The 24504-nt window shown below is 37.8% G+C and carries 22 protein-coding genes; 11 read left to right on the top strand and 11 right to left on the bottom strand.

The features are described 5' to 3' along the window. Window positions 1–144 precede the first annotated feature (144 nt). Window positions 145–2061, top strand: a complete 1917-nt coding sequence (locus L1283_RS18650) for a peptide-N-glycosidase F-related protein (RefSeq protein ID WP_145327959.1) — start codon at window positions 145–147, stop codon at window positions 2059–2061. Between the two features lie 95 nt (window positions 2062–2156). On the opposite strand, the gene L1283_RS18645 is transcribed toward L1283_RS18650, so the two are convergent. The 3 genes from L1283_RS18645 to L1283_RS18635 form a co-directional block, all read right to left on the bottom strand. Continuing rightward, on the bottom strand, window positions 2157–3836 hold the full coding sequence (locus L1283_RS18645) for a hypothetical protein (RefSeq protein WP_145327960.1): 1680 nt from the start codon (window positions 3834–3836) through the stop codon (window positions 2157–2159). Window position 3837: 1 nt separating this feature from the next. Beyond that, window positions 3838–4614, bottom strand: coding sequence for an ABC transporter ATP-binding protein (locus tag L1283_RS18640; protein WP_088162924.1), 777 nt, complete (start codon window positions 4612–4614; stop codon window positions 3838–3840). Window positions 4615–4771: 157 nt separating this feature from the next. After that, a complete protein-coding gene (locus tag L1283_RS18635) occupies window positions 4772–5167 on the bottom strand; it encodes a hypothetical protein (RefSeq protein WP_232475617.1) in 396 nt (131 codons plus the stop codon). Window positions 5168–5349: 182 nt separating this feature from the next. Here L1283_RS18635 and L1283_RS18630 point away from each other — a divergent pair, with 182 nt between their 5' ends. Beyond that, window positions 5350–5610 carry a hypothetical protein gene (locus L1283_RS18630; RefSeq protein WP_075994153.1) on the top strand — a complete coding sequence of 87 codons (261 nt, stop codon included), beginning with the start codon at window positions 5350–5352 and terminating at the stop codon, window positions 5608–5610. Here the strand turns inward: L1283_RS18630 and L1283_RS18625 are convergent. The 6 genes from L1283_RS18625 to rplM form a co-directional block, all read right to left on the bottom strand. Beyond that, on the bottom strand, window positions 5607–6428 hold the full coding sequence (locus L1283_RS18625; protein ID WP_145327961.1) for a helix-turn-helix domain-containing protein: 822 nt from the start codon (window positions 6426–6428) through the stop codon (window positions 5607–5609). The genes L1283_RS18630 and L1283_RS18625 overlap by 4 nt on opposite strands. 143 nt (window positions 6429–6571) lie before the next feature. Beyond that, a complete protein-coding gene (locus L1283_RS18620; RefSeq protein WP_145328036.1) occupies window positions 6572–7435 on the bottom strand; it encodes an SDR family oxidoreductase in 864 nt (287 codons plus the stop codon). 186 nt (window positions 7436–7621) lie between these two features. After that, complete coding sequence (tsf, locus tag L1283_RS18615; protein WP_075994150.1) at window positions 7622–8458, bottom strand: translation elongation factor Ts; 837 nt, start codon at window positions 8456–8458, stop codon at window positions 7622–7624. 195 nt (window positions 8459–8653) lie between these two features. Then, window positions 8654–9451 carry a 30S ribosomal protein S2 gene (gene rpsB, locus L1283_RS18610; RefSeq protein WP_075994149.1) on the bottom strand — a complete coding sequence of 266 codons (798 nt, stop codon included), beginning with the start codon at window positions 9449–9451 and terminating at the stop codon, window positions 8654–8656. Between the two features lie 18 nt (window positions 9452–9469). Next, a complete protein-coding gene (gene rpsI / locus L1283_RS18605; protein WP_070563091.1) occupies window positions 9470–9856 on the bottom strand; it encodes a 30S ribosomal protein S9 in 387 nt (128 codons plus the stop codon). Between the two features lie 11 nt (window positions 9857–9867). After that, entirely contained in the window at window positions 9868–10311 is a 444-nt protein-coding gene (gene rplM / locus L1283_RS18600) for a 50S ribosomal protein L13 (RefSeq protein WP_046671993.1), read from the bottom strand. Between the two features lie 235 nt (window positions 10312–10546). On the opposite strand from rplM, the gene L1283_RS18595 reads away from it, so the two are divergent. From L1283_RS18595 to L1283_RS18575, 5 genes are all read left to right on the top strand, one after another. Beyond that, window positions 10547–12268: a tetratricopeptide repeat protein gene (locus L1283_RS18595; protein ID WP_145327962.1), complete on the top strand. Its 1722-nt coding sequence runs from the start codon at window positions 10547–10549 to the stop codon at window positions 12266–12268. After that, window positions 12258–13061, top strand: coding sequence for a DUF4292 domain-containing protein (locus L1283_RS18590; protein ID WP_088162919.1), 804 nt, complete (start codon window positions 12258–12260; stop codon window positions 13059–13061). Before L1283_RS18595 ends, L1283_RS18590 begins: the two co-directional genes overlap by 11 nt. Window positions 13062–13169: 108 nt before the next feature. Then, window positions 13170–14483, top strand: coding sequence for a murein hydrolase activator EnvC family protein (locus tag L1283_RS18585; RefSeq protein WP_088162918.1), 1314 nt, complete (start codon window positions 13170–13172; stop codon window positions 14481–14483). A gap of 93 nt (window positions 14484–14576) precedes the next feature. Next, on the top strand, window positions 14577–14774 hold the full coding sequence (gene tatA, locus L1283_RS18580; RefSeq protein WP_088162917.1) for a twin-arginine translocase TatA/TatE family subunit: 198 nt from the start codon (window positions 14577–14579) through the stop codon (window positions 14772–14774). 184 nt (window positions 14775–14958) lie between these two features. After that, entirely contained in the window at window positions 14959–16425 is a 1467-nt protein-coding gene (locus L1283_RS18575; RefSeq protein WP_088162916.1) for a LysM peptidoglycan-binding domain-containing protein, read from the top strand. A gap of 9 nt (window positions 16426–16434) precedes the next feature. On the opposite strand, the gene L1283_RS18570 is transcribed toward L1283_RS18575, so the two are convergent. Together L1283_RS18570 and L1283_RS18565 are read right to left on the bottom strand one after the other, a co-directional pair. Then, a complete protein-coding gene (locus L1283_RS18570; protein ID WP_070563077.1) occupies window positions 16435–16947 on the bottom strand; it encodes a phosphoribosyltransferase family protein in 513 nt (170 codons plus the stop codon). 105 nt (window positions 16948–17052) lie between these two features. Next, window positions 17053–17634: a C40 family peptidase gene (locus L1283_RS18565; RefSeq protein ID WP_046671999.1), complete on the bottom strand. Its 582-nt coding sequence runs from the start codon at window positions 17632–17634 to the stop codon at window positions 17053–17055. A gap of 536 nt (window positions 17635–18170) precedes the next feature. On the opposite strand from L1283_RS18565, the gene thrA reads away from it, so the two are divergent. The 4 genes from thrA to L1283_RS18545 all read left to right on the top strand — a co-directional run bounded on the left by thrA (window position 18171) and on the right by L1283_RS18545 (window position 24457). Beyond that, the gene (gene thrA, locus L1283_RS18560) at window positions 18171–20618 is read left to right on the top strand and encodes a bifunctional aspartate kinase/homoserine dehydrogenase I (protein ID WP_088162915.1); all 2448 of its coding nucleotides are present in this window, start codon (window positions 18171–18173) and stop codon (window positions 20616–20618) included. Window positions 20619–20705: 87 nt separating this feature from the next. Next, entirely contained in the window at window positions 20706–21644 is a 939-nt protein-coding gene (locus tag L1283_RS18555; protein WP_088163765.1) for a homoserine kinase, read from the top strand. 155 nt (window positions 21645–21799) lie between these two features. Next, window positions 21800–23107 carry a threonine synthase gene (gene thrC, locus L1283_RS18550; protein WP_088163763.1) on the top strand — a complete coding sequence of 436 codons (1308 nt, stop codon included), beginning with the start codon at window positions 21800–21802 and terminating at the stop codon, window positions 23105–23107. A 162-nt stretch (window positions 23108–23269) separates the two neighbouring features. Next, window positions 23270–24457 carry a class I SAM-dependent rRNA methyltransferase gene (locus L1283_RS18545; protein ID WP_075994142.1) on the top strand — a complete coding sequence of 396 codons (1188 nt, stop codon included), beginning with the start codon at window positions 23270–23272 and terminating at the stop codon, window positions 24455–24457. Window positions 24458–24504: the final 47 nt, after the last annotated feature.

The following is a 24504-nucleotide window of genomic DNA, read 5'->3' as shown; positions in this document are numbered from 1 at the left end:
TTTCGCGGTGTAAGAGACACCACATTCTTCCTATATAGAGTAATGAAATTGTATGCTTAAAAACTTCTCCTCCCCCAAACTTTCGGTATGATCCCGACAAGAGTACATCTATCTTTGTATTGTTTCATGGATAATATTTAAATAATGAATATAAGACCTATACTAACCCTATTCTACTTTTTTATCTGCTATCACGTTTTTGCACAAGAAGGCACAATAGGCCATGTCGTTACACATCAACGGAAAACCATTCTATGTGATGCACAGAAAGGCGAGAATTCCTATCCAGCTTGGGGGGTATTTCCGAAAGAAAACGATCCTGTAAGAAAGGTTACTATGTTTGTTACCCTTGGGAGCCCAGATAGTTTGCGCACAGCGCATTGGGATTATTTGGATCACATCGTATTACGTCGTAAAGGAGGAAAAAATGGAGCTGTGCTAAATTATGAATTAGGAAGAATGCTTACGCCATATGGTAGTATCTATAATAAAGGATGGAGTTGGAAATGGCAGGTCGATGTAACTGATTTTGCTCCTTTCTTAAGGGATAGCGTGGAAATTGTCTATACTCATTCTGGTTTTGAGGACAAGACTGTAGGGTGGGCACTTACTGTAGATTTTGAAATTTTATCAGGTCCACCAGTCGTTACCCCATTGGGAATAACAGTGCTGTGGAATAAAGCATATAAATATGGGGATGTCAACGAAAAGATAGCAGAAAATCTACGACCAATAACATATACCTCGAGTCCGGGATCTGCATTGAGCCGAATACGTATTCAGCATACAGGGCATGGTATGGATAAACCGCGTGGCTGTAGTGAATTCTGTAGCCGATGGCGCGAACTCACCTTCGATGGAAAGACTGTAGACAGACGTGATATGTGGAAGAAATGTGGAGGTAATCCACTTTATCCACAAGGCGGTACCTGGGTACATGACCGCGCATATTGGTGTCCTGGAGATTTACAGCAGCCTGATTTTATTGATGTATTTACCAAAGTTGGCACTCATCAAGTTGCCTTACAGATGGAACCCTATACAGCGACAGACAATGTACAGGCTGTCGAAAATATATCGGCTTACTTGTTTCAATATTCAGTCCCTAAACAAAAGGTAGATGTTGCAGTCGAGTCAATAATGGTTCCAAGTGATGAACAGCGTTTCTCTAGATTAAATCCGGCGAGTGCTGGCCCAAGGATCTCTTTCAGAAATTTAGGTGCTGACCCGATTCGATCCCTAGAAATTGTTTATGGCACGAAAGGATTTCCTGTCAAAACTTTCCATTGGAAAGGTAATCTTTCTTTTAATCAAGTTGCAGAAGTTATACTACCCGGAGAAATACAGGAAAAAGATCGGGAGAATGTATTCACGGTGTCACTTCTTAAGCCTAATGGAAAGCCGGATGCATGGCCCACAGACAATGAGGCGGAAAGCGTCTTTACAGCTCTGCAGAAATTTCCAACTGATTTTATTTTGGAGTTTACGACCAATAATAAACCAGCGGATAATCGTATATTTCTAATGAATGCAAGGCAGGATACGGTCTTTTGTAAGACAGGCTCTCAACTGGCTGCGGCAACGATGTATAGAGATACTTTACATCTTAATGAGGGAAATCACTCACTCTCTTTGGTTGATACAGCAGGTAACGGACTGCAGTTTTGGGCACAACCTGAAAATGGTGATGGTCATTTACGGATTTTCGATCTGAAAGGAAACCTTATTCATGCTTTTGAAAGCGATTGTGGAAATGGCGAAATGTTTAGTTTCAATGCCAAACGTGGATTTGAGATGAACACAATTTCAACGCAATATGCCTTCTCACTTTATCCAAGGTCGGTTGTGGATAAGACGCAACTGAGCGTATTGTCCAATAAACAGAGTGAGATGACAGTGCTTTTTATGGTTGATGGCGTTTTGTGGCAAAAACATGAATACAAATCCATTCAACAAGCTGTCCTGAGCTATGATCTGAGCCATCTACCTCCAGGAAGAATAATCGTTGAAGTTCTGATGGATGGTATGAGCCGATTTAAAGGACGGATAAATAAAAGATAACCGAATAAAAGAAAAGCACAAAGATATTTTGTGCTTAGATTTTGACGAATTAGATAAAAAAAGCTCCTTTAATGAAGCTTTTTTTATCTGTTTAATCAATTGTCGTCGTAAGCTAAGCCTTTCCAGTCTTCTCTCTGTAGGTACTTCAGCATAAAAAAGAATACGACCCATGCAAGTCCGGCTAAGATCCAAATTAGAGTTTCATAGTGGAAAATTGTTTTATGTAAGTATCCCAAAATTCCCAATAGACCTAATATCAGTAGATTAGTTATAGCTTTTGAATTGGATTGACTAGCCTTAGAAAACGGATAGTTTTTGACAATAAAAAGCATAATCAGAATACTTTCGATACCGCCGACTGCGGAAGATAATAGCAGATCATTAATAGAACTGAGACCAAATAGCGGTACACAGATAGAAAGAAACAGTATGTTGAACGGTAAAACATATTTAATAAGACATGCTTTGAGAACTCCAGTCATCAGTTGTCCCGGTTTTTGTATCGGCGTCACATGGTAGACCCAGGCCGCTTTATATTTATTACTTTGCGTGATAAGCTGGAAAACGGTTAATATGGTCAATAACGAAAGATAAAACATAATGATATACAAGCCTGAATCCCGAAGTTTCGCGATTTTGCCAGCTATTGGGAGATCATCTCCTGTACGTAGAAATAAAAAGACAAAATAAATAGGTAGATAAGCCAACGAAGGGTATAGCTGTTGCTTAAATTCTCTCGTTTTAGAACTTATCAGCCATACAATGCCAAATCCAGCCTCTTCAACAGGGGATGAGCAAACGCTCGAAGAGATCCTTTTATATAGCGGTAATTTGGAGGGATTATCTCGGGTTAATTGTGAAGTTTCACTAGGGAGGTTGTCGGCACTTGCTAGTGCCGCTATTTTTGCATTAAATCCACGTGAAAACAGCTTAGTACAAGCGTAGATACCAGCAAAGGGAGTTAGTATTCCCAGTGTTGATAAGATGACTAAATGTACATTGTGGTTACCAAAGAGTAATGGTTGGAATGATGCAATCCAGGTACTTGGGAATATCCAAAGAAATCTGAGCTGTTCCATCGTTAAATGAGATTCCACAATAGATTGGATCAAATTTGGGCCAACATAATAGGATAGAAAAAGAACCAGTGAGAGACCGATCTGTATATAAGTAATTACATCTTTAAACTTTTGGATGGGGAGATATTTGATGCTAATCAGATAAAATCCATTGACAAATATCAGCGCGATTAAAGTGCTTAGTATAAGCTGCAGGCATAAAAGAAAGACGGAGACGATATCCCAATTGAATAATACATAAATAAGCACAGGTAAGGTCAACGCAATTACTTGATTAAAAAGCTTGATTGCAATAAAAGTTATTCGGGAAATAGCTAAAGTCTTGTCATTAACTGGTCTAGGCATAATGATATACTGATCCCGGGTATCTAATAATATGGGTGAAAAATCGGATATTAACGTAATGCTTAACATGCTAATGAAACTGAGTAGCATAATCGAAACGGCTAAGTACCTATCTGGAATCGAAAAAATAATTACCATGAATATCAGGCCAAAGATGAGATACAATAAGAATTGTAAAATCGATGACGAAGAAGAGGATTTCCCTGAGCTACGTTTCCTAAAGCTAATCGGCTTTCTGTTCTCTAAGATTACTTTGGTTTCTAAGATGATCTTAAACTGTTCATAATTGATGCCCAAGCCTTTCCAAACCCCACGAAAAAGAAGGATAAATTTTAAGATAAATTTTTCCATGTTATTGAATTGCTGTAATGATATTGGAAGCGTCTAATGCACTGTTGCCTGTATTGGTTAATTTAGCAAATATATGCTCCAATGATTCGTTAGGATCTGTTTTTAGTTCCTCAATCGTACCATCCGCAATGATGCTGCCCTGATTTATCAGTAAAATCCGATCAGATACTTTTTCAACAACGTCCATCATATGTGAACAATAGAAAATTGTTTTCCCTTCTTTTGCAAGTAATGAGATAAGTTCTTTGACAAAGATAACAGCATTGGCATCGAGTCCAGACAATGGTTCATCCAGTACGATGATTTGTGGGTTATGAATAATTCCTGAAATTAAAAGTACTTTTTGACGCATTCCTTTGGAGAAGGTATCCATCCTATTATTTGCATTAGATTCAAGACCGAAGGCTGTTAGCAGTTTTAAGGAACGTTCTAAAATCAAATTATCTTCCATTCCATAGAGTTTACCTATAAAATCCAAGTATTCCATGGGAGTCAGGACGTCATATAATTCTGCGTTCTCAGGAACATATCCCAATAGTGCTTTTACTGCAAGTGGATCTTCTTGAATATTGATGCCATTAACTTCTACAGTGCCTGTGAAATCTTCGATTAGTCCTGTTAATATTTTAACGGTAGTGGATTTGCCAGCACCATTTGGGCCAATATACCCGATAACTTGACCTGGGAATATGTCAAGGTTGATTCCTTTCAATATTTCTTTTACTCCGTATGATTTTTTTAGGTCAACAATACGGATGAGAGGTAATATACTTTCCATATGATTATAATCTTCAAAGTAAACTTACATAAAAAATTGGAGTTATAGTTTCCAATTGAAAAGTATATATTTAATACTCTTGAGAAGAATATCTCTATTTTAATCAATAGAAAAGGGACCTTTTGGTCCCTTCAAAACTATGTTATTTTCGGAAAAACTACCTGTTGTTTTTGGGATATCCCTCTTCATCAAGATCATCTCTCAGATCTTCTTCGTTCTCGGCTAATTTCTTGTCCAAAGGGGATAGCCGTTCATGTTTAAAAGTCTCAATTCGCATGTTAGCTTTATCTAGATCTTCTTCTTCGAGCTCATCTTGTGTTGCATATTCATCTCCGACAAATGGATTAGAATCATCGTATGTTGAATCATCATCAATTGAGCCCTCAGCTACTGTATCATAGTCGGCGGGGTGGTCATAATCTGGGTCATTATCATCGACATCCATTTCATAACTGTCAAGCTCTTCATTGAAAGCAAGATCCTGATCCATATCGGAATAGTCTTCTTCGACTTTCCCATTTTTATGCTCTTTTTTTGACATAATCCTACTCATGTTATTCATTTGTAAAACAGTTCTCAAAAAAAAAAGTTTTGAATTTATTCGGCAAAACTATTATTCCAAAAGTATTAAGAGATTCTGGGTTCGAATATCCTTCTAAAAGATAAAAACACAAAAAATGATTAAAGCATTAAAACAATGTAATTATATGTTTGTTCTATCTTAAAATAGGGACTATGATCTTCAAGCGTTTAAATTATCAGACTTTACAGAGTTTACGCCTACAAGGCTACAATATTTTATTGACCATTGGTCGAGCTGAAGACGAGAACCCAATTTATTTCCCGATGAAATTGGATTCTTTTAATTCCAGTACCTCAAATTTTGAAAGTGATGATGCAGCTACCTTTCAAGGAAAAAAGATTCTTATTTTGGATGAGGCCATTCAACGCTCCTTAAATCATGATCTTAATGGTATAATCCAGCTTGACAATTAAGCACTATTTTTAGCTCTTTTATAAGAGCTAGGTGTAATGTTTCTTTTCTTCTTATAGAAATTGGTCAGGTGACTTTCATCATTAAATCCTAATTCTTCTACAATTTGTTTCATTGTGTATCTGTTGGATGCTAATCTCTCTTCAACTAGTTTAATACGAATATCATCTATATATACTTTGTAGCTTTTTGAATATCTTTTTTTAAAAAATGCCCCAAAGTAATTTGCTGAAATTTGGAACTGATCTGCGATAGACCTGATTTGTAATTTATCGGGGAAATAAATATTTTGCTGTATGTATTGCTCGATCTCTTGAGACATTTCATATGACTCGTTAATAGGTAGCTCCAGATCCTTCAAAATATTTTCGACTAAAGCGAAGAGGGACATTGTCTGATGGAATATAAAAATTGATTCCGCTGTATCTTCACGCTCATATTGTTGAATCAGAGATATTACCCGCTCGATTAGTTTTTTATTTTCCTTTTTAAGCGATAGGCTTTTATTGAATAAAGTCTTCGAGTTGAAGATATCAACCGGATTGTGAGAAAGTCTGAAATTTTGTTGTATAAGGTGCAGGTCTTTAAAATAGGAGTTTGAGAAATAGAGTACAAATGCGATTGTATCCTTTTTTGTCTCAAGTGTTTCGAAATCTTTATTCAAAAAAAGTAAATTCTCTTTTGAAAATTTTAAGTTATTTCCTTTCGATACGAGTGTGCCTTCGGATATATAAACTAACGCAAAATCAAAACCTGTTTTGTTTAGTTCTAATTTTTGTTTGTGTTTGATTTTTTGAGATTCGAAAGATAAATTCATCATATGTACAGACCCTATTGGAAAATAATCGCTACAAACCTAAGAAAAATGAATTAAAGACTTTACTTTTTCCTCGCTTAAATCTACATGGATTACAGTTATGTATTCACAATAAAATATAAATCATTCGTTGTTTTAAACGGTTATCAAGTGCTTTTTGCATTTCTGGTCATTTTTTCAATAGTATCCCATTGATCTTCAGGAATAATATCTAATCCATTGAACTCTCCAGCCCCCTTAAGCCATTCGCCACCATCTATCGTGATAACATCTCCGTTGATATAACTCGCATAATCGGATACTAGATAGGCCGCGAGGTTAGCTAATTCCTCCAGTTTGCCCAAGCGGCCTAAGGGGATACGTTTGGTAGGTGAGAGGAGTTCGCCTAACTCGCCCGGGAGTAACCGTTCCATGGCACCCGAAGTTTGGAATGGACCAGGAGCTATAGCGTTGAGTCTTATTCCTTTTTTTCCCCATTCTACAGCTAGAGATCTGGTTAGCGCAAGAACTCCGGCTTTAGCAGTTGCAGAAGGAACAACATATCCCGAACCCGTCCAAGCATAAGTTGTTACGATACTGAGTATAGCTTTATTCTGTTCATTTGCCTCAATCCATCGTTTGCCCAGCGCTAGGGTATAGTTTATACTCCCTTGGAGCACGATACCAATAACAGATTCGAAAGCTCGGTGGCTTAAACGTTCGGTAGGCGAGATAAAATTTCCAGCAGCATTGTTTATGAGGATATCTATCCCCCCAAAATGTTCATATCCATAGGAAACGACGCGTTCGACATTTTCATAATTTCGCACGTCTCCAGCTACTGCAAGACATTTTGCCTGATGTTTTTCCGATAATTCGTTTGCTGTATGTTGTATAACATCATCTTTACGGCTTGTGATCAGGCAAGAGGCGCCAAGCTCGAGAAAGTAATCTGTCATGGCTTTCCCTAGACCTGTACCACCACCCGTAATCAAAATTCGTTTTCCTTTTAACGCGTTTTCCTTTAACATGCCCATATACTGTCCAGTTTTTATGTATCCTTAAGTTACACAAATTTGGGATAAAATAAAAGCCACGGTGGAGCGGATAAAAATAGTTCAGGAATAAATGGAGGTAGAGATATAAACAAAAGCAGGAGCTATTCATCGAATAGCTCCTGCTTTAAAATTTCCATTCTGAATGGAATGGAAGTATGCTTATGCGCCTAATTGTACGCGTTTGAAAGCAGTTACAGTCAATCCTTTAGAAACAGAATCTAAGAATTGAGCGATGTTTTTAGAAGAATCTTTTACGAATTCTTGATTTAACAAAGTTGTATCTTTGAAGAATTTGTTCAATTTACCTTGCGCAATTTTCTCAGCCATTTCAGCTGGTTTTCCTTCAGCGATGATTTGTTCTTTAGCAATGGCAATTTCACGCTCGATTGTGTTTTGATCAACACCATCTTTGTCAATTGCAATTGGGTTCATTGCAGCAATTTGCATTGCTACATCTTTACCAGCTTCTTCAGCGCCAGCTGCATCAGCAGAAAGACCTACTAATACACCTAGACGGTAGTTCCCGTGGATATAAGCAATAACTTTTTCAGCAGTGATAGTTTCGTATTTAGAAACGTCAATTTTCTCACCAATTACACCAGTTTGCTCGATTAAAGAATCAGCGATGTTTTTGCCATCAAGTTCCAAACCTTTTAATTCTTCCAAAGAAGCAGGTTTATTGTTTAATGCAAGATCTGCAATTTTTTCAGCGAAAGCTACGAAGTCTGCGTTTTTAGCTACGAAGTCAGTTTCACAGTTAACTTCAACTACGATACCTGATTTACCATCAGCAGTCGCTTTAGCGATGATAACACCTTCGTTAGAGTCGCGATCTTGACGGCTAGCAGCTACTTTAGCGCCTTTTTTACGCAAGTAATCTACAGCAGCTTCAAAGTCACCATTAGACTCAACCAAAGCTTTTTTACAATCCATCATACCAGCGCCAGTTTGTTGACGCAATTTGTTTACATCTGATGCAGAAATTTGTACTGACATGTTTATTTCTTTTTATTATTATTTACGACTGAAATTTGTACAATATTAACTTAAAACATGTTAAGCTAATATGAAGTTTAACATTCCTTGATAAACAAGTGTTGTTAAACCAAAAAACCGGACAGAGAGGCTAGTTCAAGAAAAGTAAACTTTTCCAGAAACTAACGCTACGCCATCCGGTTTGGAATAAAAATATTATTCTCCGTCTTTCGCTTTGCGAGGACGTTTAGCTTCTGAAGCTTCACCATTATCAGCTTTTGCTTTAGCAGCAGCAGCATCTTTTTCAGCTTCTTCTTCTTTGTCGCGTTTGCGCTCGTCCAAACCTTCTTGGATTGCTTGACCAATGATACCGGCGATTAAGCTAATAGATTTACTAGCGTCATCATTTGCTGGGATTGGGAAATCAATATTTGAAGGATCAGAGTTTGTATCTACCATTGCAAAAGTAGGGATGTTCAATTTCATTGCTTCAGAAACAGCGATGTGTTCTTTTTTCACATCGATGATGAATAAAGCAGCTGGTAAACGGTTCAAATCAGCGATACCTCCTAAAAGGTTTTCTAATTTGATACGCTCACGTTGAATCATCAACTTCTCTTTTTTAGACAATACATCGTATGTACCATCTTTTTGCATTTTGTCAATGTTAGACATTTTTTTGATAGACTTACGAACTGTAGCGAAGTTTGTAAGCATACCACCTAACCAACGCTCAGTTACAAAAGGCATATTAACCTCTTTTGCTTGTTGTGCGATGATCTCTTTTGCTTGTTTTTTCGTTGCAACGAATAAAACTTTGCGACCTGATTTTACGATTTGTTTGATAGCTGAAGCAGCTTCTTCTAATTTCGTAAGAGTTTTGTTCAAGTCAATGATGTGGATACCGTTACGTTCCATGAAAATGTACTTAGCCATTTTCGGATCCCATTTACGTGTAAGGTGACCAAAGTGCACACCTGCATCCAATAAATCTTGATAAGTAGTTCTTGCCATTTTTTGATCCTCCTTTGATTAACGTTTACTGAATTGGAATCTTCTACGAGCTTTACGACGTCCTGGTTTCTTACGTTCAACCATACGGTCATCACGTGTTACTAAACCTTTAGCGCGTAATGCAGGTTTAACTTCTGGGTTAAGTTCAACCAAAGCTTTTGCGATCGCTAAGCGAACAGCTTCTGCTTGACCTTTAACACCACCTCCGTTAACGTTTACTTTTACATCAAAGTTTGCTAATTCACCAGCTACGTTCAATGACTGTGTAGCGATGTATTGCAAAGGTAATGTTGGGAAATACTCTTTGTAGTCTTTACCGTTTATGATAATGTTTCCGCTACCAGCAGTTAAGTAAATGCGGGCAACAGCAGTTTTTCTTCTTCCTGAAGTGTTAGTTGTTGACATGACGATTCTCCTTAAAATTTAACTGGTTTTGGATTTTGTGCTTCATGCTTGTGCTCAGTACCAGCATAAACGTAAAGGTTTTTAAACAATTGACGACCTAAACGGTTTTTAGGAAGCATACCACGAACAGCTTTTTCAATGATGCGTTCAGGGAATTTAGCCATTAACTCTTTTGGAGAAACAAAGCGTTGACCACCTGGGTATCCAGTGTAGCGAACGTAAACTTTGTCGCCTAATTTGTTTCCTGTCAATTTGATTTTGTCCGCATTGATAACGATCACGTTATCTCCGCAGTCTACGTGAGGGGTGAATGTAGGCTTATGCTTACCACGAATTACTTTCGCGATGTTGCTCGCCAAGCGCCCCAAAATCTCTCCTTCAGCGTCAACAACGATCCACTCTTTGTTAACGGTGTTCTTGTTGGCAGAGACAGTTTTGTAACTTAACGTATTCACTTGCTTTTGTTTAAATAATTTATTAAAATATTTTTCCTTCCCTTATCTCAAGGGTCTGCAAAGGTACATCTATTATTCTATATTTTAAAATCTATTTTGCTTATTTTGTTGAAAACGAGTTGAATTTCAAACGAGCCCCACTAATCTCAATATTTTTACAACTTCCTCGAATGAATATTGTTACATTAGTTAGTATATTGCAGGAAGAATTTTTAAATTATTATAGCGGAAGTAGATGAGATTGAATTTTTTAGATAAACGATTTTTTTTAAGTTTTATTGGTGTATTTCTAATAGCACTGGGTTCATTAAAGGCACAATCTTCGGATAAAAAACCTAAACCTTACGATGCACGATTCAAAAACGTACAGGAAATATTGAAGCAAGGGAAAATTGGTCCAGGGATGGATTCTTTGGACGCCATACTCGCGGATTACCCACAAGCAGATGATATCTATTTTACAAAGGCAATCCTTCTTGCACAGATGAGAAATCAAGATGGAGCAATCGAAGCCATAAAAGAAGCGTTGAATATTCAGTCTAAGCCTGAATATCTAAGTTTTGCCGTAGATGCGTTTAAAAGTAAAAACGAGGCGGATAGTGCTTTAATCTATCTCGATAAGTTGATAGATCAAGATGACAATAATACAGCCTCACTAAAACGGGAGCGTATCATGCTCCTTTTCAATGGCGGATACAAGGATGTGGCTTTGGAGTATTTCTATAAAACCAAAGAGATTGCAGTCGCTTCTGATACATTGGACATGGTTGGTAGTGTCTTGTTAAATGATGCTGGTAATTATAAAGCGGTCATTGATCTTTTGAAACCCTGGGCAGACAAAGGAACTTCGCTGGCTCAAGTATATGGTCAATTAGCACAAGCTTATAATCTTTCCAAAAACTCGAAGCTTGCATTGGACTATATTAATAAAGGAATTCAGACAACAAAAGAGGATTTTCTTTATTTCGATTTGGCTGATCTCTATCGATTTGATAAAAAGATGAAATTATCTTTCGATGCACTTAAACAAGGATTTCAATCTAAGAAAGTTGACTTTGCAGATAAGAATCGGATTATAATGACCTTGTTGAATCCGAAGGGCCCCTATTCAAAAGACCAACTTTTGGAACTGGTCAATATCTTGGTTGAAGTTCATCCACGTATTGCCGAAAGCCATATGGCAAAGGGACAAGTGTTATGGTTGAGAGACGATAAGTCAGCCGCTCAAAGTTCGCTAGCAGTTGCAGTGAGTATGAACCCTTATCAAATTGATGCTTGGCGGATGCTGATGAGTTTGGATATGGACAAAGGCGAATTTGATCAAGCCATTGCACATGGTGGGGAAGCGCTACACTATGTGACCAATAATGCAACCATACTCTATTTTACAAGCATGGCCTATTTGATGAAGAAAGACATGGAGAATAGCCGGAAGTTTATGGAAGCCGCACTTAATAATGCACAGGATGAATCACCTTTTCTACAGGCAAATATTTATGGCGGATTAGGTGATATTTATAATTCACTTAAGATGTATAAAGCCTCTGATGCGGCTTATATCGAAGCTATTCGATTGGATAGTACAAATGTGACGGCCATGAACAATTTAGCATACTATTTGTCGTTAAGAAAAGAACGACTTGATGATGCTACAAAGTATGCAGCAATGGCGACGAAATTGCAGCCCAATAATGGAACTTTTGAAGATACCTATGCTTGGGTACTTTTCGCAAACGGAAAATATGATGATGCGCTGGTGTGGATTCAAAAAGCGTTAAAAAATACAAATCCGCAAACGTCTGTATTGCTGGAGCATTACGGCGACATTCTTAGTAAGTTAGGGAAAACAACAGATGCCGTTAAGCAGTGGAACCTGGCTTTAGAAAAGGGGACTGATACGGAGGAGAGTAAGCTGAAATTGAAAAAGAAGATTGAGACTAAAAGCTATGTGGAATAAAATTGTTTGGGTTAGTGCTGTTGTGTTGCTGCTTTCTTCTTGTAGTTCTAAGAAGAAGCTACTAAAAGGTGCTGATCTGAAAGCTGAAAATGAGTTGACGATAAAAGATAATACAAGGGAAGCAAAGAAAAATAGCTTACGTAATCTTTTTTTGACTAATTTGAATTATTCTACTTTTTCTGGAAAAGCAAAAATGCGTCTCGATCTTGGGAAGGATAATTATGATGTCACTTCCACTATTAGAATAGAGAAAGATAAAAGGATTTGGATTTCCATTTCTGCCACACTGGGTATAGAAGTTGCCCGGGTATTGATAACTCCAGACAGTGTACAAATCTTAAATAAATTTCAGAGCGAATATATGGTTAAGCCATTTGACTATCTATATCGTTTTGCCAGCCCGGATTTAACTTTCGGGAACCTACAAGATTTGTTGCTTGCAAATCTTTCGGTGAATCTATTGTCCGATATTGATCAGGTTAATTTTAAGCAGGATTCGATGTCTGTCCAGTTAGATGGCAAACTGAATGAACTAGATTTTTTATATAAATTAAATAATAACAATAGGCCTTATCAATTTAGATTAGCGCAACTTTCAAAGAAACAGTTGTTGGAAGCCAATTACGGCGAATATGCCATGGCTTCTGGGCAGGAATTTCCGATGCTTTTAAAAATGATCATTTCTGATGGTCGTCAAGAGATAAAAACAGAGATAAATTTTAACAAAGTGACTTTTAATGAACCGGTCGAAATGCCTTTTTCAGTATCGTCACGTTATAAAGTAATCCGATGAGAAGCTGTCTATTTCCTTTAGATTTATTACTTTCGCAATTAGTTTGCTAAAGTATAGGGTGAATTGATAGGATAGAAAGATGGCAAACACAAAAAAATAGTACTGTAAATGAACTTTAAAAAGACAATACTTGGTATAGCTGCTTTCCTATTCATGATTGGGATTTCATCGGCGCAGACTAGGGCTGAACTTGAAAAACAGCGTGAGAAACTCAACCGCGAAATTGCTGAATTACAAAATACGGTCAAAGAGATTGCAAAGGAAAAATCACTGACCCAACAACAAGTGACAGCATTGAGTAAGCAGATTAATTTGCGCGAGCAGAAGATAAATACCATTACTTCGGAAGTCGCTGTAATCAACAAACATATCAATGCCAATACCGCTGCCGTAAATAAGTTGAAAGCTGAATTGGAGAAGATGAAACGTGACTATGAAAAGATGGTGATGTTTGCGTTCAGAAACCGAAATGCCTATAATAAATTGATGTTTATTTTTGCATCAAAGGATTTTAATCAGGGGTTCCGACGGGTTAAGTACTTACAACAGTTTAATGATTCTAGAAAGCTGAAAGCTGCTGATATCGAAAATACCAAGAAACAGATTGAACAAAAAATAGCTCAATTGCAGGCGGACCGAAACAAACAGGTTGCCTTGATGAAAGAGCAGGAAAATGAGAAAAGAACAATATCTCAACAGCGATCTGTTTATTCTGGACAATTGAGTGAATTGATTGTTACAGAGCGCGGTGTCAAGAAAGATATTACCCAAAAGCAAAAAGAGGAGCGTCGTATTAATGCGGCCATTAAGGAGATCATTAGAAGAGAAATTGAGGCTGAACGTCGACGGGCTGAGGCGGCACGTCGTGCGGCAGAAGCGGCTGCTGAGCGTAACCGCAAAGCGAATGAGTCTACATCAACTACAAAAGGTAAGAACAATACAAGTTCGAAAGGCAGTAATACTACTCGAAAATCAGATTCTGAAGTCTTACGTAGCACACCGGAAGCAGTCAAACTTTCAAATGACTTCAGATCTAATCGCGGTAGTTTACCTTGGCCTGTTTCTAATGCGAAGATTATGCAAGAGTTTGGTTCGGAAAGTGTCGGTAGAAATGTCAATTGGGATCACGAAACTGTTAAAATACAAACATCAAGCGGTTCGGCTGTGAAAGCAGTATTTAATGGAGAAGTTTTGAGTATAGTATCGATGATGGGGCAGCGTATTGTCATGATTAAACACGGTGAATACTTTACTGTGTATATGAATTTGGCTGGTGTAAGTGTTTCAAAAGGGCAAAAAGTAAGCACGGGCCAAACTATAGGAACGGCTGATGTGGACTCGGATACGGGAGTTCCGATGGTAGAATTTTCTGTGCTACAAGGAACAACACCGCTGAATCCGATGTCATGGTTGGCGAGATAAGAAATAATTACTATATTTAATAATTATCATTACATTTGTAAAGAGAGAGAAAAGTTTTAGTTTAAAAGAATTGAAAAACAAGAAATTATAGTTATGTCAACATCATTATTAATCATGGGAATCGGGGGGCAAGAGTTAATTGTCATTGTAGTAATATTGTTACTATTATTTGGTGGCAAGAAGATTCCTGAATTGATGCGCGGATTGGGTAAAGGAGTTAAGGAATTTAAAGAAGGCCAAAAAGATGAGTCTTCACCTGAAAAAAAATCTGAAATAGAAGATAACAAATAAGGGAGGTTTTGATCCCATATAGCATGGATACGATTTTGTGAGGAACAAAATCGTATTTTGTTTTATACTCGACCTACAGCTAAATAGGGCGAAAACCATTTTTATACTAAAATCCATTTCTAAACGTTTAGATTATTGTTGATTTTTCAGCAGATGAATCAAACTCGGATTTAACAGTAAATTTATGATCGGAAAACAGACGTTAATTTCAATACTAGGAGGGGTATGCTATGTACTACCACTCATGGCCCAAGAAAGCGCTGTAGAAGGCATGAAAGAAGCCGCCCATACCTTCTTTCAAAAAAGTATCGAAAAAGAAAAACAAGAGATTTACCAATACCTTGACAGTATAAAATCTTCCGGAAATAACGGGAAGCATGATGCTGAAATTACAGATGAAGATATACAGCTCGTGCGGAAACTGAAAGCAATAGAACGTGAGGTTCCATTGGACTACTCACCGCGAGTGAAAGATCTGGTTGCTAAATATACGTCGGATAATTATAACCCTTATATGTGTAGGATGATGGGACTAGGGCAATACTATTTCCCATTGTTTGATAAAATCATGGATGAAGTTGGAGTGCCACGGGAACTCAAATATCTAAGTGTAGTCGAATCATCATTAAATCCACGCGATATCTCCAGTGCCGGAGCAACAGGCTTATGGCAATTGATGTATTATGAAGCCAAAACTTATCATCTTACAGTGGACAGTTATACCGACCAACGTATGGATCCGATTGCTTCTAGTTATGCCATCGCAAAAATCTTAAAAGAAGCTTACGATGAATATGGCGATTGGCTATTAGCGATAGCATCCTATAATGGTGGTAAAGGAGCGGTTAGCCGTGCGATCCAACGTTCCGGAAAAGAGAATGCTACTTTTTGGGATATCGCACCATATCTAACACAACAGACCCAAAACTATATCCCTAAGTTCATCGCAATGACATATGCGATGAAATACGCGGACGAAAATGATATCAATGCTGCGGATACTGAACTTTCACTAAGAACTCAAGCATTAGATATCAATAAACGGATTTCATTGAACCAAATAGCGGATGCTTTACATGTCTCAAAAGAGACATTACGTGCATTGAATCCTAGTTTTAAAAGAAATGTATTAAATGGTACCGAAGAGTCTCCATTGCGATTGGTGTTACCTGTTTTGGATAAAAAGATTGCCTCAGAAGAATTGTATGCAGCTCTCAACACACCAATATCTTCCGCAACTCTTAGTCAGACGGAAAATTTGAGTGAACCTTTACAAAATGGCAAATATAAAGTGAAAGTTGGTGAGACATTCGCTTCCATTGCTGACAAGTTTGAAGTAACAGTACAGGATATAAAATCGTGGAATAACCTGCGCGGCAATCAAATTGTCCCTGGACAAAACTTACTGATAAAAAAGGAGGATGATTTCGTAAACGCGAAATTAGCTCGTAATACAGAAAGATCTTCAAAGAAGAATCAACAGCATGCCGCTAGCGCTACACGTACAGCTTACTATGTCGTGAAGAAAGGCGATACTTTATCTGATATCGCAGATAAAAATGGTACATCAGTCGGTCGACTTAAAAGTGAAAATGATTTAAACGGAAGCCGGATAAAACCGGGGATGAAATTGAAAGTCTCAAAGAAATAACAGCATGGTTTAAATTAACCATGCTGCATCTTCTTCTTTATCAAATTCTTCAAGAGTAACGGTAACATGTTCTCTTAATATCGTTGAAAGCTTCGTGCCATAGTAGTCACTAAATATAGGGAACTTATGGTGGCTTCTATCAATTAATACAGCCGTTCTCATTTTCTTCAGTGGAACGTTCAAAAATACACCCAGTCCATAAGCTAAGGCTCTACCACTATTCAACACATCATCAACCAAGATGATGGTCTTGTCTTTTGCAATATCAACAGGTATGTCTGTGCTTGCACTCAGTGATCTACTCGTTTTCTTCATGGTAACTTTAATCAGCAGAATTTCTTTCGTTGAAATCTCCTGTAAAATTGCTTGAAGGCGTTGCGCAAATACATAACCCCGGTCGGCAATTCCTACTAATACAAGTGTTTCATCTTCAAAATTGTCTTCCAAAATTTGATAGGCAATCCGAATAGATTTTTGTTTTATTTGTTCTTTATTTAAGATGAGCGTTTTCTTTGAAGACATAATAGTATTCCAATGATTATAGGGTAAAAATAGGATATTATATTGTATAAAAAAAGTCCAAAACGAGTTAAACGCTTTGGACTTTCCTAGATCGAACCGATCTTATTAATTCAATTTATTATCTTTTTCTGCTTTTAATATTTCTGCAGTAAGCGATCTATTATCTTCTGGTAAGCGACCGCCATTGTAATAATAACGTCTCCAGTATGGTTCATCTAAATTGCTGATCATAACTCCTTTGCTAGATGAGGCATGTGCAAATTTATTGTCGCCAATATAAACACCAACATGGGTGATACTTTTACTTCTAATTTTAAAGAATACCAAATCACCTGCTTTTAGCTCATTTTTTTCGACAGTTTTGACTTGAGAATATTGATTTCTGCTATTATATCCTAACGAAGTATTAAATACTTTGTCGTATAATTCATAAGAAAATTTAGAACAATCAATGCCTCTTTTTGAATCTCCTCCTAGACGGTATGGAGTACCCAACCATTCGTAAACAAATTGATAAAGTTTGGTATTTGTTGTTGCTGAGACTGCAACTCCCATAATTTGTGAAAAGTATTCTTTCGCTAGGTTATCAGGATCTGATTCTGGTTTGGAGTTTCTGTTGGTTTGTGCCTGCGACACTAGACATAAGCCGATAAATAGCATTGACGCTATAAATTTCTTTGTTTTCATTAAATCGCTTTTTTGTACAACATTTAACTTTTAAAAATTCAACACTGTCATCTATTTTGGACAGCACTGTTGCGAATATAATACAATATCAGTTTAAGGTCAAATTTATTTTAAGGTATTTAACGAAATTTTAACAATTTTAACATCTTTATCGGACCCACCTAGACTTATTGAAAATTAATGGTTCTGTCAATCGTCGGCTACATAAAGTAGATTGTTTGCTACACTTAAAAAAAATGTCTATCTGATAGAATGCCACTCTATTTGGGCTCTCATTGTGAATCTAAAAAAAAATATTAATTTTCTTTGGTAAAGTGATAATATTTGTTCTATATTTACAAAACATAAGCAATAGCAATGAACACAAATACAATTATTACATCGATTATTATTACCACCGGTATAAAACTCAGGAGGAAGTAGTTTCGTTGTATATAATTGTAGACACAATATTTAGAAGCGCTTTCCTCGACAAAGGAAAGCGCTTCTTTTTTTAGCACAAAAATCATCAATCTAAACAAACAGTATAAAACAGTATGAAAGTTTTAAAATTTGGAGGCACATCGGTCGGTACGGTAGAAAGTCTAAAGGCGGTCTTAAGTATTGTAAAAAAATCTTATGATGCAAAGGAAAAGCCATTGGTTGTGTTATCAGCTATGTCTGGTGTAACGAACTTGCTTACCCAGTTGGCTGAGGACGCTGCAGAAGGAAAGTCCTTTTCAGATGGCCTAAAGTCCCTGGAAGATAAGCATTTTACGGTTGTTAAAGAGCTTCTGGCTGTGAAATATCAAAATCCTGTATTTACAAAGCTAAAGTTGTTTTTTAATGAGATAGAAGATCTCCTCCAAGGAATTTTTGCGCTAAAGGAGCTGAGCAATCAAAGTAAAGATTTGATCCTTAGTTACGGTGAGCGTTGCTCAAATTATATGGTATCTAAGGTGATGGAACAATATATTCCTGAATCTCTATTTGTAGATGCATCCCATTATGTGAAAACAGATTCAAATTTCGGTAATGCTCATTTAAATGAAATGCTAACCGAGCAATTGGTCAAATCCTTGTACATAACGCATCGTGATAAGCTGCTGTTTGTTACAGGTTTTATCGGAAGTAATGAAAATGGGCGTATTACCACCTTGGGAAGAGGTGGATCAGATTATACTGCAGCGATCTTCGGCTCAATACTGGACGCAACAGCCATTGAAATTTGGACAGATGTGAATGGGATGTTAACCGCCGACCCACGTATTGTGAAGAAAGCTTTTTCCCTGCCTGTATTATCATATACAGAGGCAATGGAATTATCTTACTTCGGTGCTAAGGTGATTTATCCTCCTACGATGATTCCGGCTTTTTTAAAGAAAATACCGATTGTTATTCGAAATACTTTTGAACCTGATTTCTCAGGGACTGTGATTCAGTTTGATAGTGGAAAAACCGCTCTGCCAATCAAGGGAATTTCTTCGATCTCCGATATTTCTGTCATCAATCTGAGTGGATCAGGGATGATCGGTAAGTCGGGCTTTAGCGGACGGCTTTTTACGCTATTGGCTAGAGAGCAGATCAATGTTGTGCTAATCACTCAGTCTTCTTCCGAACATAGCATTACATTTGCTGTCAATCCATCAGATGCCAAACGTGCTATACAATTGATCGAAGTGGAGTTTGAGCTTGAAATCCAGGCGAATAAACTGGTCGTTCCTGCGATTGAAGAAAACCTGTCTGTATTAGCCATCGTTGGTGAAAATATGAAAAAAACTCCCGGTATGTCCGGTCGGTTATTTGCAGCGCTAGGACGGAACGGTATTAACGTCCGGGCTATTGCGCAGGGCTCATCTGAATACAATATATCTGTAATTATTGGTAAGGAAGATTTAGCAAAGGCACTTAATGCGGTACATGACGCGTTTTTCGCAGAGCTGAAGAAAACTTTGCATGTATTTAATATCGGTACCGGTAACATTGGTGCAACTTTATTTAAACAATTGGAAAATCAGCATGAATTCCTTTTGGATAAAAATGATATTGAAATTAAGGTTGTTGGAATCTCCAATAGCCGTAAAATGCTTTTTAATACCGAAGGTGTTGATTTAAATAATTGGTCCGATGAACTTGCTAAAAATGGAACTGAATCAGACCTGGCATTGTTTATTGATCGAATGAAGGCACTGAATTTACCGAACTGTGTATTTATCGATAATACTGCAAGCAAATTACCGGCGACCTACTACGAAGATATCTTTAAATCCAATATTTCGATCGTCACTTGCAATAAAATTGCGAATTCAGGTAAATACGAGCAATATAAAACACTCCGTGATACTGCTCATCGACACGGTGTAGATTTCTTTTATGAAACAAATGTAGGTGCTGGATTGCCTATCGTCAGGGTGCTTAAAGACTTAATGTTGAGTGGTGACCGTATCGTGAAGATAGAGGCTATTCTTTCAGGGACAATCTCCTATATTTTTAACAATTTTAAAGCAGATGCTTCTTTCTATGATGTCGTCAAACAGGCTCAGGAGCTTGGATATACCGAGCCAGATCCAAGAGATGATTTAGGTGGTATAGATTTTATGCGTAAAATGCTCATCTTGGCAAGAGATGCCGGGTATGCTGTTGAGGCCGAAGACGTAGACCTCGGCGCAATATTACCTCCAGCATGTTTGAAAGCAGATACTGTAGATTCTTTTTATACAGAATTGCAGCAAGAAAACGAATATTTCGAAGCAATGAAGAAGAAAGCTGCTAATGAAAATAAAGTAATCCGTTATATCGGGAAATTGGAAAATGGAAAAGTATCCATTGCGATTCAGTTTGTTGATGAAAACCATCCTTTTTATGCTTTATCAGGCAGCGATAACATTATATCGTTTACAACAGAGCGCTATAAAGAACGTCCCCTCGTAGTAAAAGGTCCTGGTGCGGGGGCTGAGGTGACAGCTGCCGGTGTATTTGCAGATTTGGTAAATGTTGGAGCATAAAAACTAGTCAAGGAAAATAAAAATTACGTGATGGCCAATAATTTAAATGTGGAGTATCTCAAGGATAAGGTGATAAATTTAGACAGCATGCTGTCCGAAGTTCGTGTTTTTGCGCCTGCAACTGTCGCAAATATGATCTGTGGTTTTGATATATTGGGGTTTGCTGTCGAGGAACCCGGTGATGAGGTGGTTATGCGGCGCACGCAACAACCTGGAGTAACGATTCGGGAAATAACTGGCGACGATGGAAGACTACCACTCGATCCCGGTAAGAATACGGTATCTGCCTGTGTTCAATATCTATTACAAGCCTTGAATATCTCTTCAAAGGTAGGTGTCGAAATTGAATTGCATAAACATATGCCAATTGGATCGGGACTTGGCTCCAGTGCAGCAAGTACCGTGGCTGGGCTTTTTGCCATCAATACCATGCTTGGAAACCCTTTGACAAAAGAAGAATTACTGCCATTTTGTGTTGAAGGTGAGCGTTTGGCTTGCGGTACAGGCCATGCCGATAATGTTGCCCCGGCGCTTTATGGAGGCATAACATTAATTCGGGGAAATGAACCTTTGGATGTTATTTCCATTCCTTCACCAAAAGAACTCGTAGCAGCGGTCGTTTTTCCACAGGTCGATGTTCCCACACGTGACGCAAGACAACTTATAAAAGATAAAGTGCTGTTAAAAGACGCCGTCACACAATGGGGAAATATCGCGGGATTGGTTGCCGCGTTGTTCAAGGAAGATTATGATCTCATTGCGCGAAGCATGAAAGATATTCTTATTGAACCAACCCGTGCAATTTTAATTCCTCAGTTTTATGAAATGAAAGAGATTGCCTTGAAAAATGGCGCCTTGAGTTTTGGTATTTCTGGCTCAGGACCTTCCGTCGTTGCAATAACACGGGATGAAAAAATAGCAAAGGATATTGCCGACAAAATACAAACTCATCTCAAAGAAAATGAAATTGATAGTTTTGGCTATGTTTCCCGTGTCAATGTGGAAGGACCCAGAATATTAGATTAAAAATTATTTAAGGACAGAAACGAGGTTTATAAAATCTTAGGTTAATTGATCATTGCCTCAGAAAAGATAATAAAATGAAATATCCACATTCTAAAGTCAACACGAATGAAAATAACAGGATGTTTTATCGGCCTCTACAAAAAGATTATTTACATATGAAATTTTATAGTACAAATAATAAAACATTAGAAGTCTCCTTCAAAGATGCGGTCTTCAATTCTCTCCCTGCAGACAAAGGATTGTATATGCCTGAAGAGATACCACAATTGGATCCGCTGTTTATTAAGAATATTCAACAGTATTCCTTGCAGGAGATTGCTTTTGAAGTAGCTTCTACACTATTGGGAAATGATATTCCCAAAGACGATTTAAAACAGATTGTGAACGATGCCATCAATTTTGATGCTCCTGTAAAATTCTTGACCGACAGCACCGCTGTGCTTGAACTATTTCATGGGCCATCTTATGCCTTTAAGGATTTTGGGGCTCGCTTTATGAGTAGGGTCATGGGCTATTTTTCAAAGACTGACGATAAATTACTGGACGTACTTGTCGCGACATCAGGCGATACCGGTGGAGCTGTTGCCTTGGGCTTTTTGGGAGTAGAAGGAACACGTGTGACGATACTATATCCTAAAGGTAAAGTCTCGGAGGTTCAGGAATTACAACTGACCACTAATGGACAAAATATTCGTGCTATTGAGGTAGAAGGAACCTTTGACGATTGTCAGGCATTGGTAAAACAAGCCTTTAGTGATGCCGAACTTAATGCTATATTGCGTTTGACTTCCGCTAATTCAATCAATATAGCACGGTTGATCCCACAGACATTTTATTATTTTTATGCGTATGCACAATTGAAGTCACAAGGAGTCAATGAGGTCGTATTTACAGTGCCGAGTGGTAATTTTGGTAATATTGGAGCTGGTTTATTGGCTTATAAAATGGGACTTCCAGTGAAACATTTTGTAGCAGCAACAAACGTCAATGATACCGTTCCTAGATTCCTTTCTTCAGGTAAATATGAGCCACTGCCTTCTGTTCAAACCCTAAGCAATGCCATGGATGTGGGAAATCCAAGCAACTGGGTACGTATACAGGATCTCTTTGGCGGAAATGTGGCTGAATTAAAAAATATGCTTTCTTCTTATACATTTACAGATGAAGAAACAAAAGAAGGAATGCAGAAATTACTTGAAGAATCGGATTATATCGCCTGTCCGCATACAGCAATTGCCTGGCTTGGCGCTCGTGCTTATGCAAATGAGTACCCCGGTCCGTATGCTTCAGTTTTCTTATCGACAGCACATCCCTGCAAATTCCCGGATGCAATAGCCGCAGATGTATTCGAAAAAATAGTTTTGCCTGTCGGCGCAGAAACATTGCAAGGAAAAGAGAAATTAGCAGAATCTTTGAAAGTTGATTTTGAAGCCTTCAAAAAATATTTAATCAACCATAACTAAACGTTGAGGGCTCCTTAGGAGCCCTTTTATTTTTATTCAGAAATAGTTGAGTTTTTTGGATTAAAAGGATTTTTGGGAAATATATAATGTATTGAGGATGTTAGATTGTTTTATCCGGAAAGTTTCATCAGGATGTCGAATTAATAAGTTAATTTTGCAACAATGAAATCAGTTTATTTGAATAAGGGTAAGGATAAAGCTGCCTGGCAATTGCATCCTTGGGTATTTTCTGGAGCAATTAAATCATTGTCCGATAAAATTGAAGATGGCGAAGTTGTTGGCGTTTACAATGCTGAACGTGAATTTATTGCCTATGGTCTATTTCACAATAGCTCGCGTGTAGCCATTCGTTTATTGGAGTGGAACCCTCAAGCACAGATTGATGCAGATTGGTGGCGTGCCCGAGTTCAGAAGGCTGTTGCAGCAAGACAGCATCTGTTGCAAGAAGGCGTTACCAATACAGTTCGTTTAATCTTTGCTGAAGCAGATTTTCTTCCTGGACTTATTGCAGATAAATACGCAGATTTTATATCCATTCAGATTCATTCAGTTGGGGTGGAAAAAGTCAAATCCATTATTATAGATGAATTGAATGCTTTGCTGCAACCCAAAGGAATTTATGAGCGCAGTGATCTGAAATCCCGCGAACATGAAGGATTACCCGATACCAATGGACTTTTGTTTGGAGAACTTCCATCTGAATTTGTCGACGTTATCGAAAATGGCATTCATTATAAGGTTAACATTATTGATGGGCAAAAATCGGGATTTTATTGCGACCAACGTGAAAATCGCCAGCTAACGGCCAACTACGTTTTGAATAAACGAGTCCTAGATTGTTTCTGCTATTCCGGTGGTTTTACGTTAAATAGTTTGAAAAGTGGCGCTGCAGAAGTCATATCTGTAGATAGTTCTGCACTGGCTATTGAAACCCTGGAAAAGAATATTGTTGAAAATGGTTTTGAACCTAGTCGACATAAAGCAATATTGTCTGATGTAAACAAGCAATTGCGTAAATTCATTGATGAAGGGGAAAAATTTGATCTGATTGTCCTGGATCCACCGAAATATGCACCCTCTCGATCTGCATTGGAAAGAGCATCAAGGGCGTATAAAGACCTGAATCGCCGCGGATTGATGTTGTTAAATAGCGGTGGTTTATTAGCGACATTTTCTTGTTCAGGTGCGATGGATATGGATACGTTCAAACAAGTGCTCGCTTGGGCTGCACTGGATGCCGGTAAGGAAATTCAGTTTATCAGACAATTTCATCAACCTGAAGACCATCCTGTCCGGGCCTCGTTCCCCGAAGGTGAATATCTGAAAGGATTGTTGGTACGCGTATTGTAATTATTATATGAAGGTAGTTTAGGTTGGTTTGTTAAAATCAACCTTTT

The organism is Sphingobacterium sp. HSC-15S19, from assembly GCF_050433745.1.
GTDB lineage: Bacteria > Bacteroidota > Bacteroidia > Sphingobacteriales > Sphingobacteriaceae > Sphingobacterium > Sphingobacterium siyangense.
This window is presented reverse-complemented; position numbering and strand designations above follow the sequence as displayed.

Coding starts and splice junctions, on each gene's coding strand:
- L1283_RS18650 (WP_145327959.1), top strand. CDS start 145: ATGAATATAAGACCTATACTAACCCTATTCTACTTTTTTATCTGCTAT.
- L1283_RS18645 (WP_145327960.1), bottom strand. CDS start 3,836: ATGGAAAAATTTATCTTAAAATTTATCCTTCTTTTTCGTGGGGTTTGG.
- L1283_RS18640 (WP_088162924.1), bottom strand. CDS start 4,614: ATGGAAAGTATATTACCTCTCATCCGTATTGTTGACCTAAAAAAATCA.
- L1283_RS18635 (WP_232475617.1), bottom strand. CDS start 5,167: ATGAGTAGGATTATGTCAAAAAAAGAGCATAAAAATGGGAAAGTCGAA.
- L1283_RS18630 (WP_075994153.1), top strand. CDS start 5,350: ATGATCTTCAAGCGTTTAAATTATCAGACTTTACAGAGTTTACGCCTA.
- L1283_RS18625 (WP_145327961.1), bottom strand. CDS start 6,428: ATGATGAATTTATCTTTCGAATCTCAAAAAATCAAACACAAACAAAAA.
- L1283_RS18620 (WP_145328036.1), bottom strand. CDS start 7,435: ATGTTAAAGGAAAACGCGTTAAAAGGAAAACGAATTTTGATTACGGGT.
- tsf (WP_075994150.1), bottom strand. CDS start 8,458: ATGTCAGTACAAATTTCTGCATCAGATGTAAACAAATTGCGTCAACAA.
- rpsB (WP_075994149.1), bottom strand. CDS start 9,451: ATGGCAAGAACTACTTATCAAGATTTATTGGATGCAGGTGTGCACTTT.
- rpsI (WP_070563091.1), bottom strand. CDS start 9,856: ATGTCAACAACTAACACTTCAGGAAGAAGAAAAACTGCTGTTGCCCGC.
- L1283_RS18595 (WP_145327962.1), top strand. CDS start 10,547: ATGAGATTGAATTTTTTAGATAAACGATTTTTTTTAAGTTTTATTGGT.
- L1283_RS18590 (WP_088162919.1), top strand. CDS start 12,258: ATGTGGAATAAAATTGTTTGGGTTAGTGCTGTTGTGTTGCTGCTTTCT.
- L1283_RS18585 (WP_088162918.1), top strand. CDS start 13,170: ATGAACTTTAAAAAGACAATACTTGGTATAGCTGCTTTCCTATTCATG.
- tatA (WP_088162917.1), top strand. CDS start 14,577: ATGTCAACATCATTATTAATCATGGGAATCGGGGGGCAAGAGTTAATT.
- L1283_RS18575 (WP_088162916.1), top strand. CDS start 14,959: ATGATCGGAAAACAGACGTTAATTTCAATACTAGGAGGGGTATGCTAT.
- L1283_RS18570 (WP_070563077.1), bottom strand. CDS start 16,947: ATGTCTTCAAAGAAAACGCTCATCTTAAATAAAGAACAAATAAAACAA.
- L1283_RS18565 (WP_046671999.1), bottom strand. CDS start 17,634: ATGAAAACAAAGAAATTTATAGCGTCAATGCTATTTATCGGCTTATGT.
- thrA (WP_088162915.1), top strand. CDS start 18,171: ATGAAAGTTTTAAAATTTGGAGGCACATCGGTCGGTACGGTAGAAAGT.
- L1283_RS18555 (WP_088163765.1), top strand. CDS start 20,706: ATGCTGTCCGAAGTTCGTGTTTTTGCGCCTGCAACTGTCGCAAATATG.
- thrC (WP_088163763.1), top strand. CDS start 21,800: ATGAAATTTTATAGTACAAATAATAAAACATTAGAAGTCTCCTTCAAA.
- L1283_RS18545 (WP_075994142.1), top strand. CDS start 23,270: ATGAAATCAGTTTATTTGAATAAGGGTAAGGATAAAGCTGCCTGGCAA.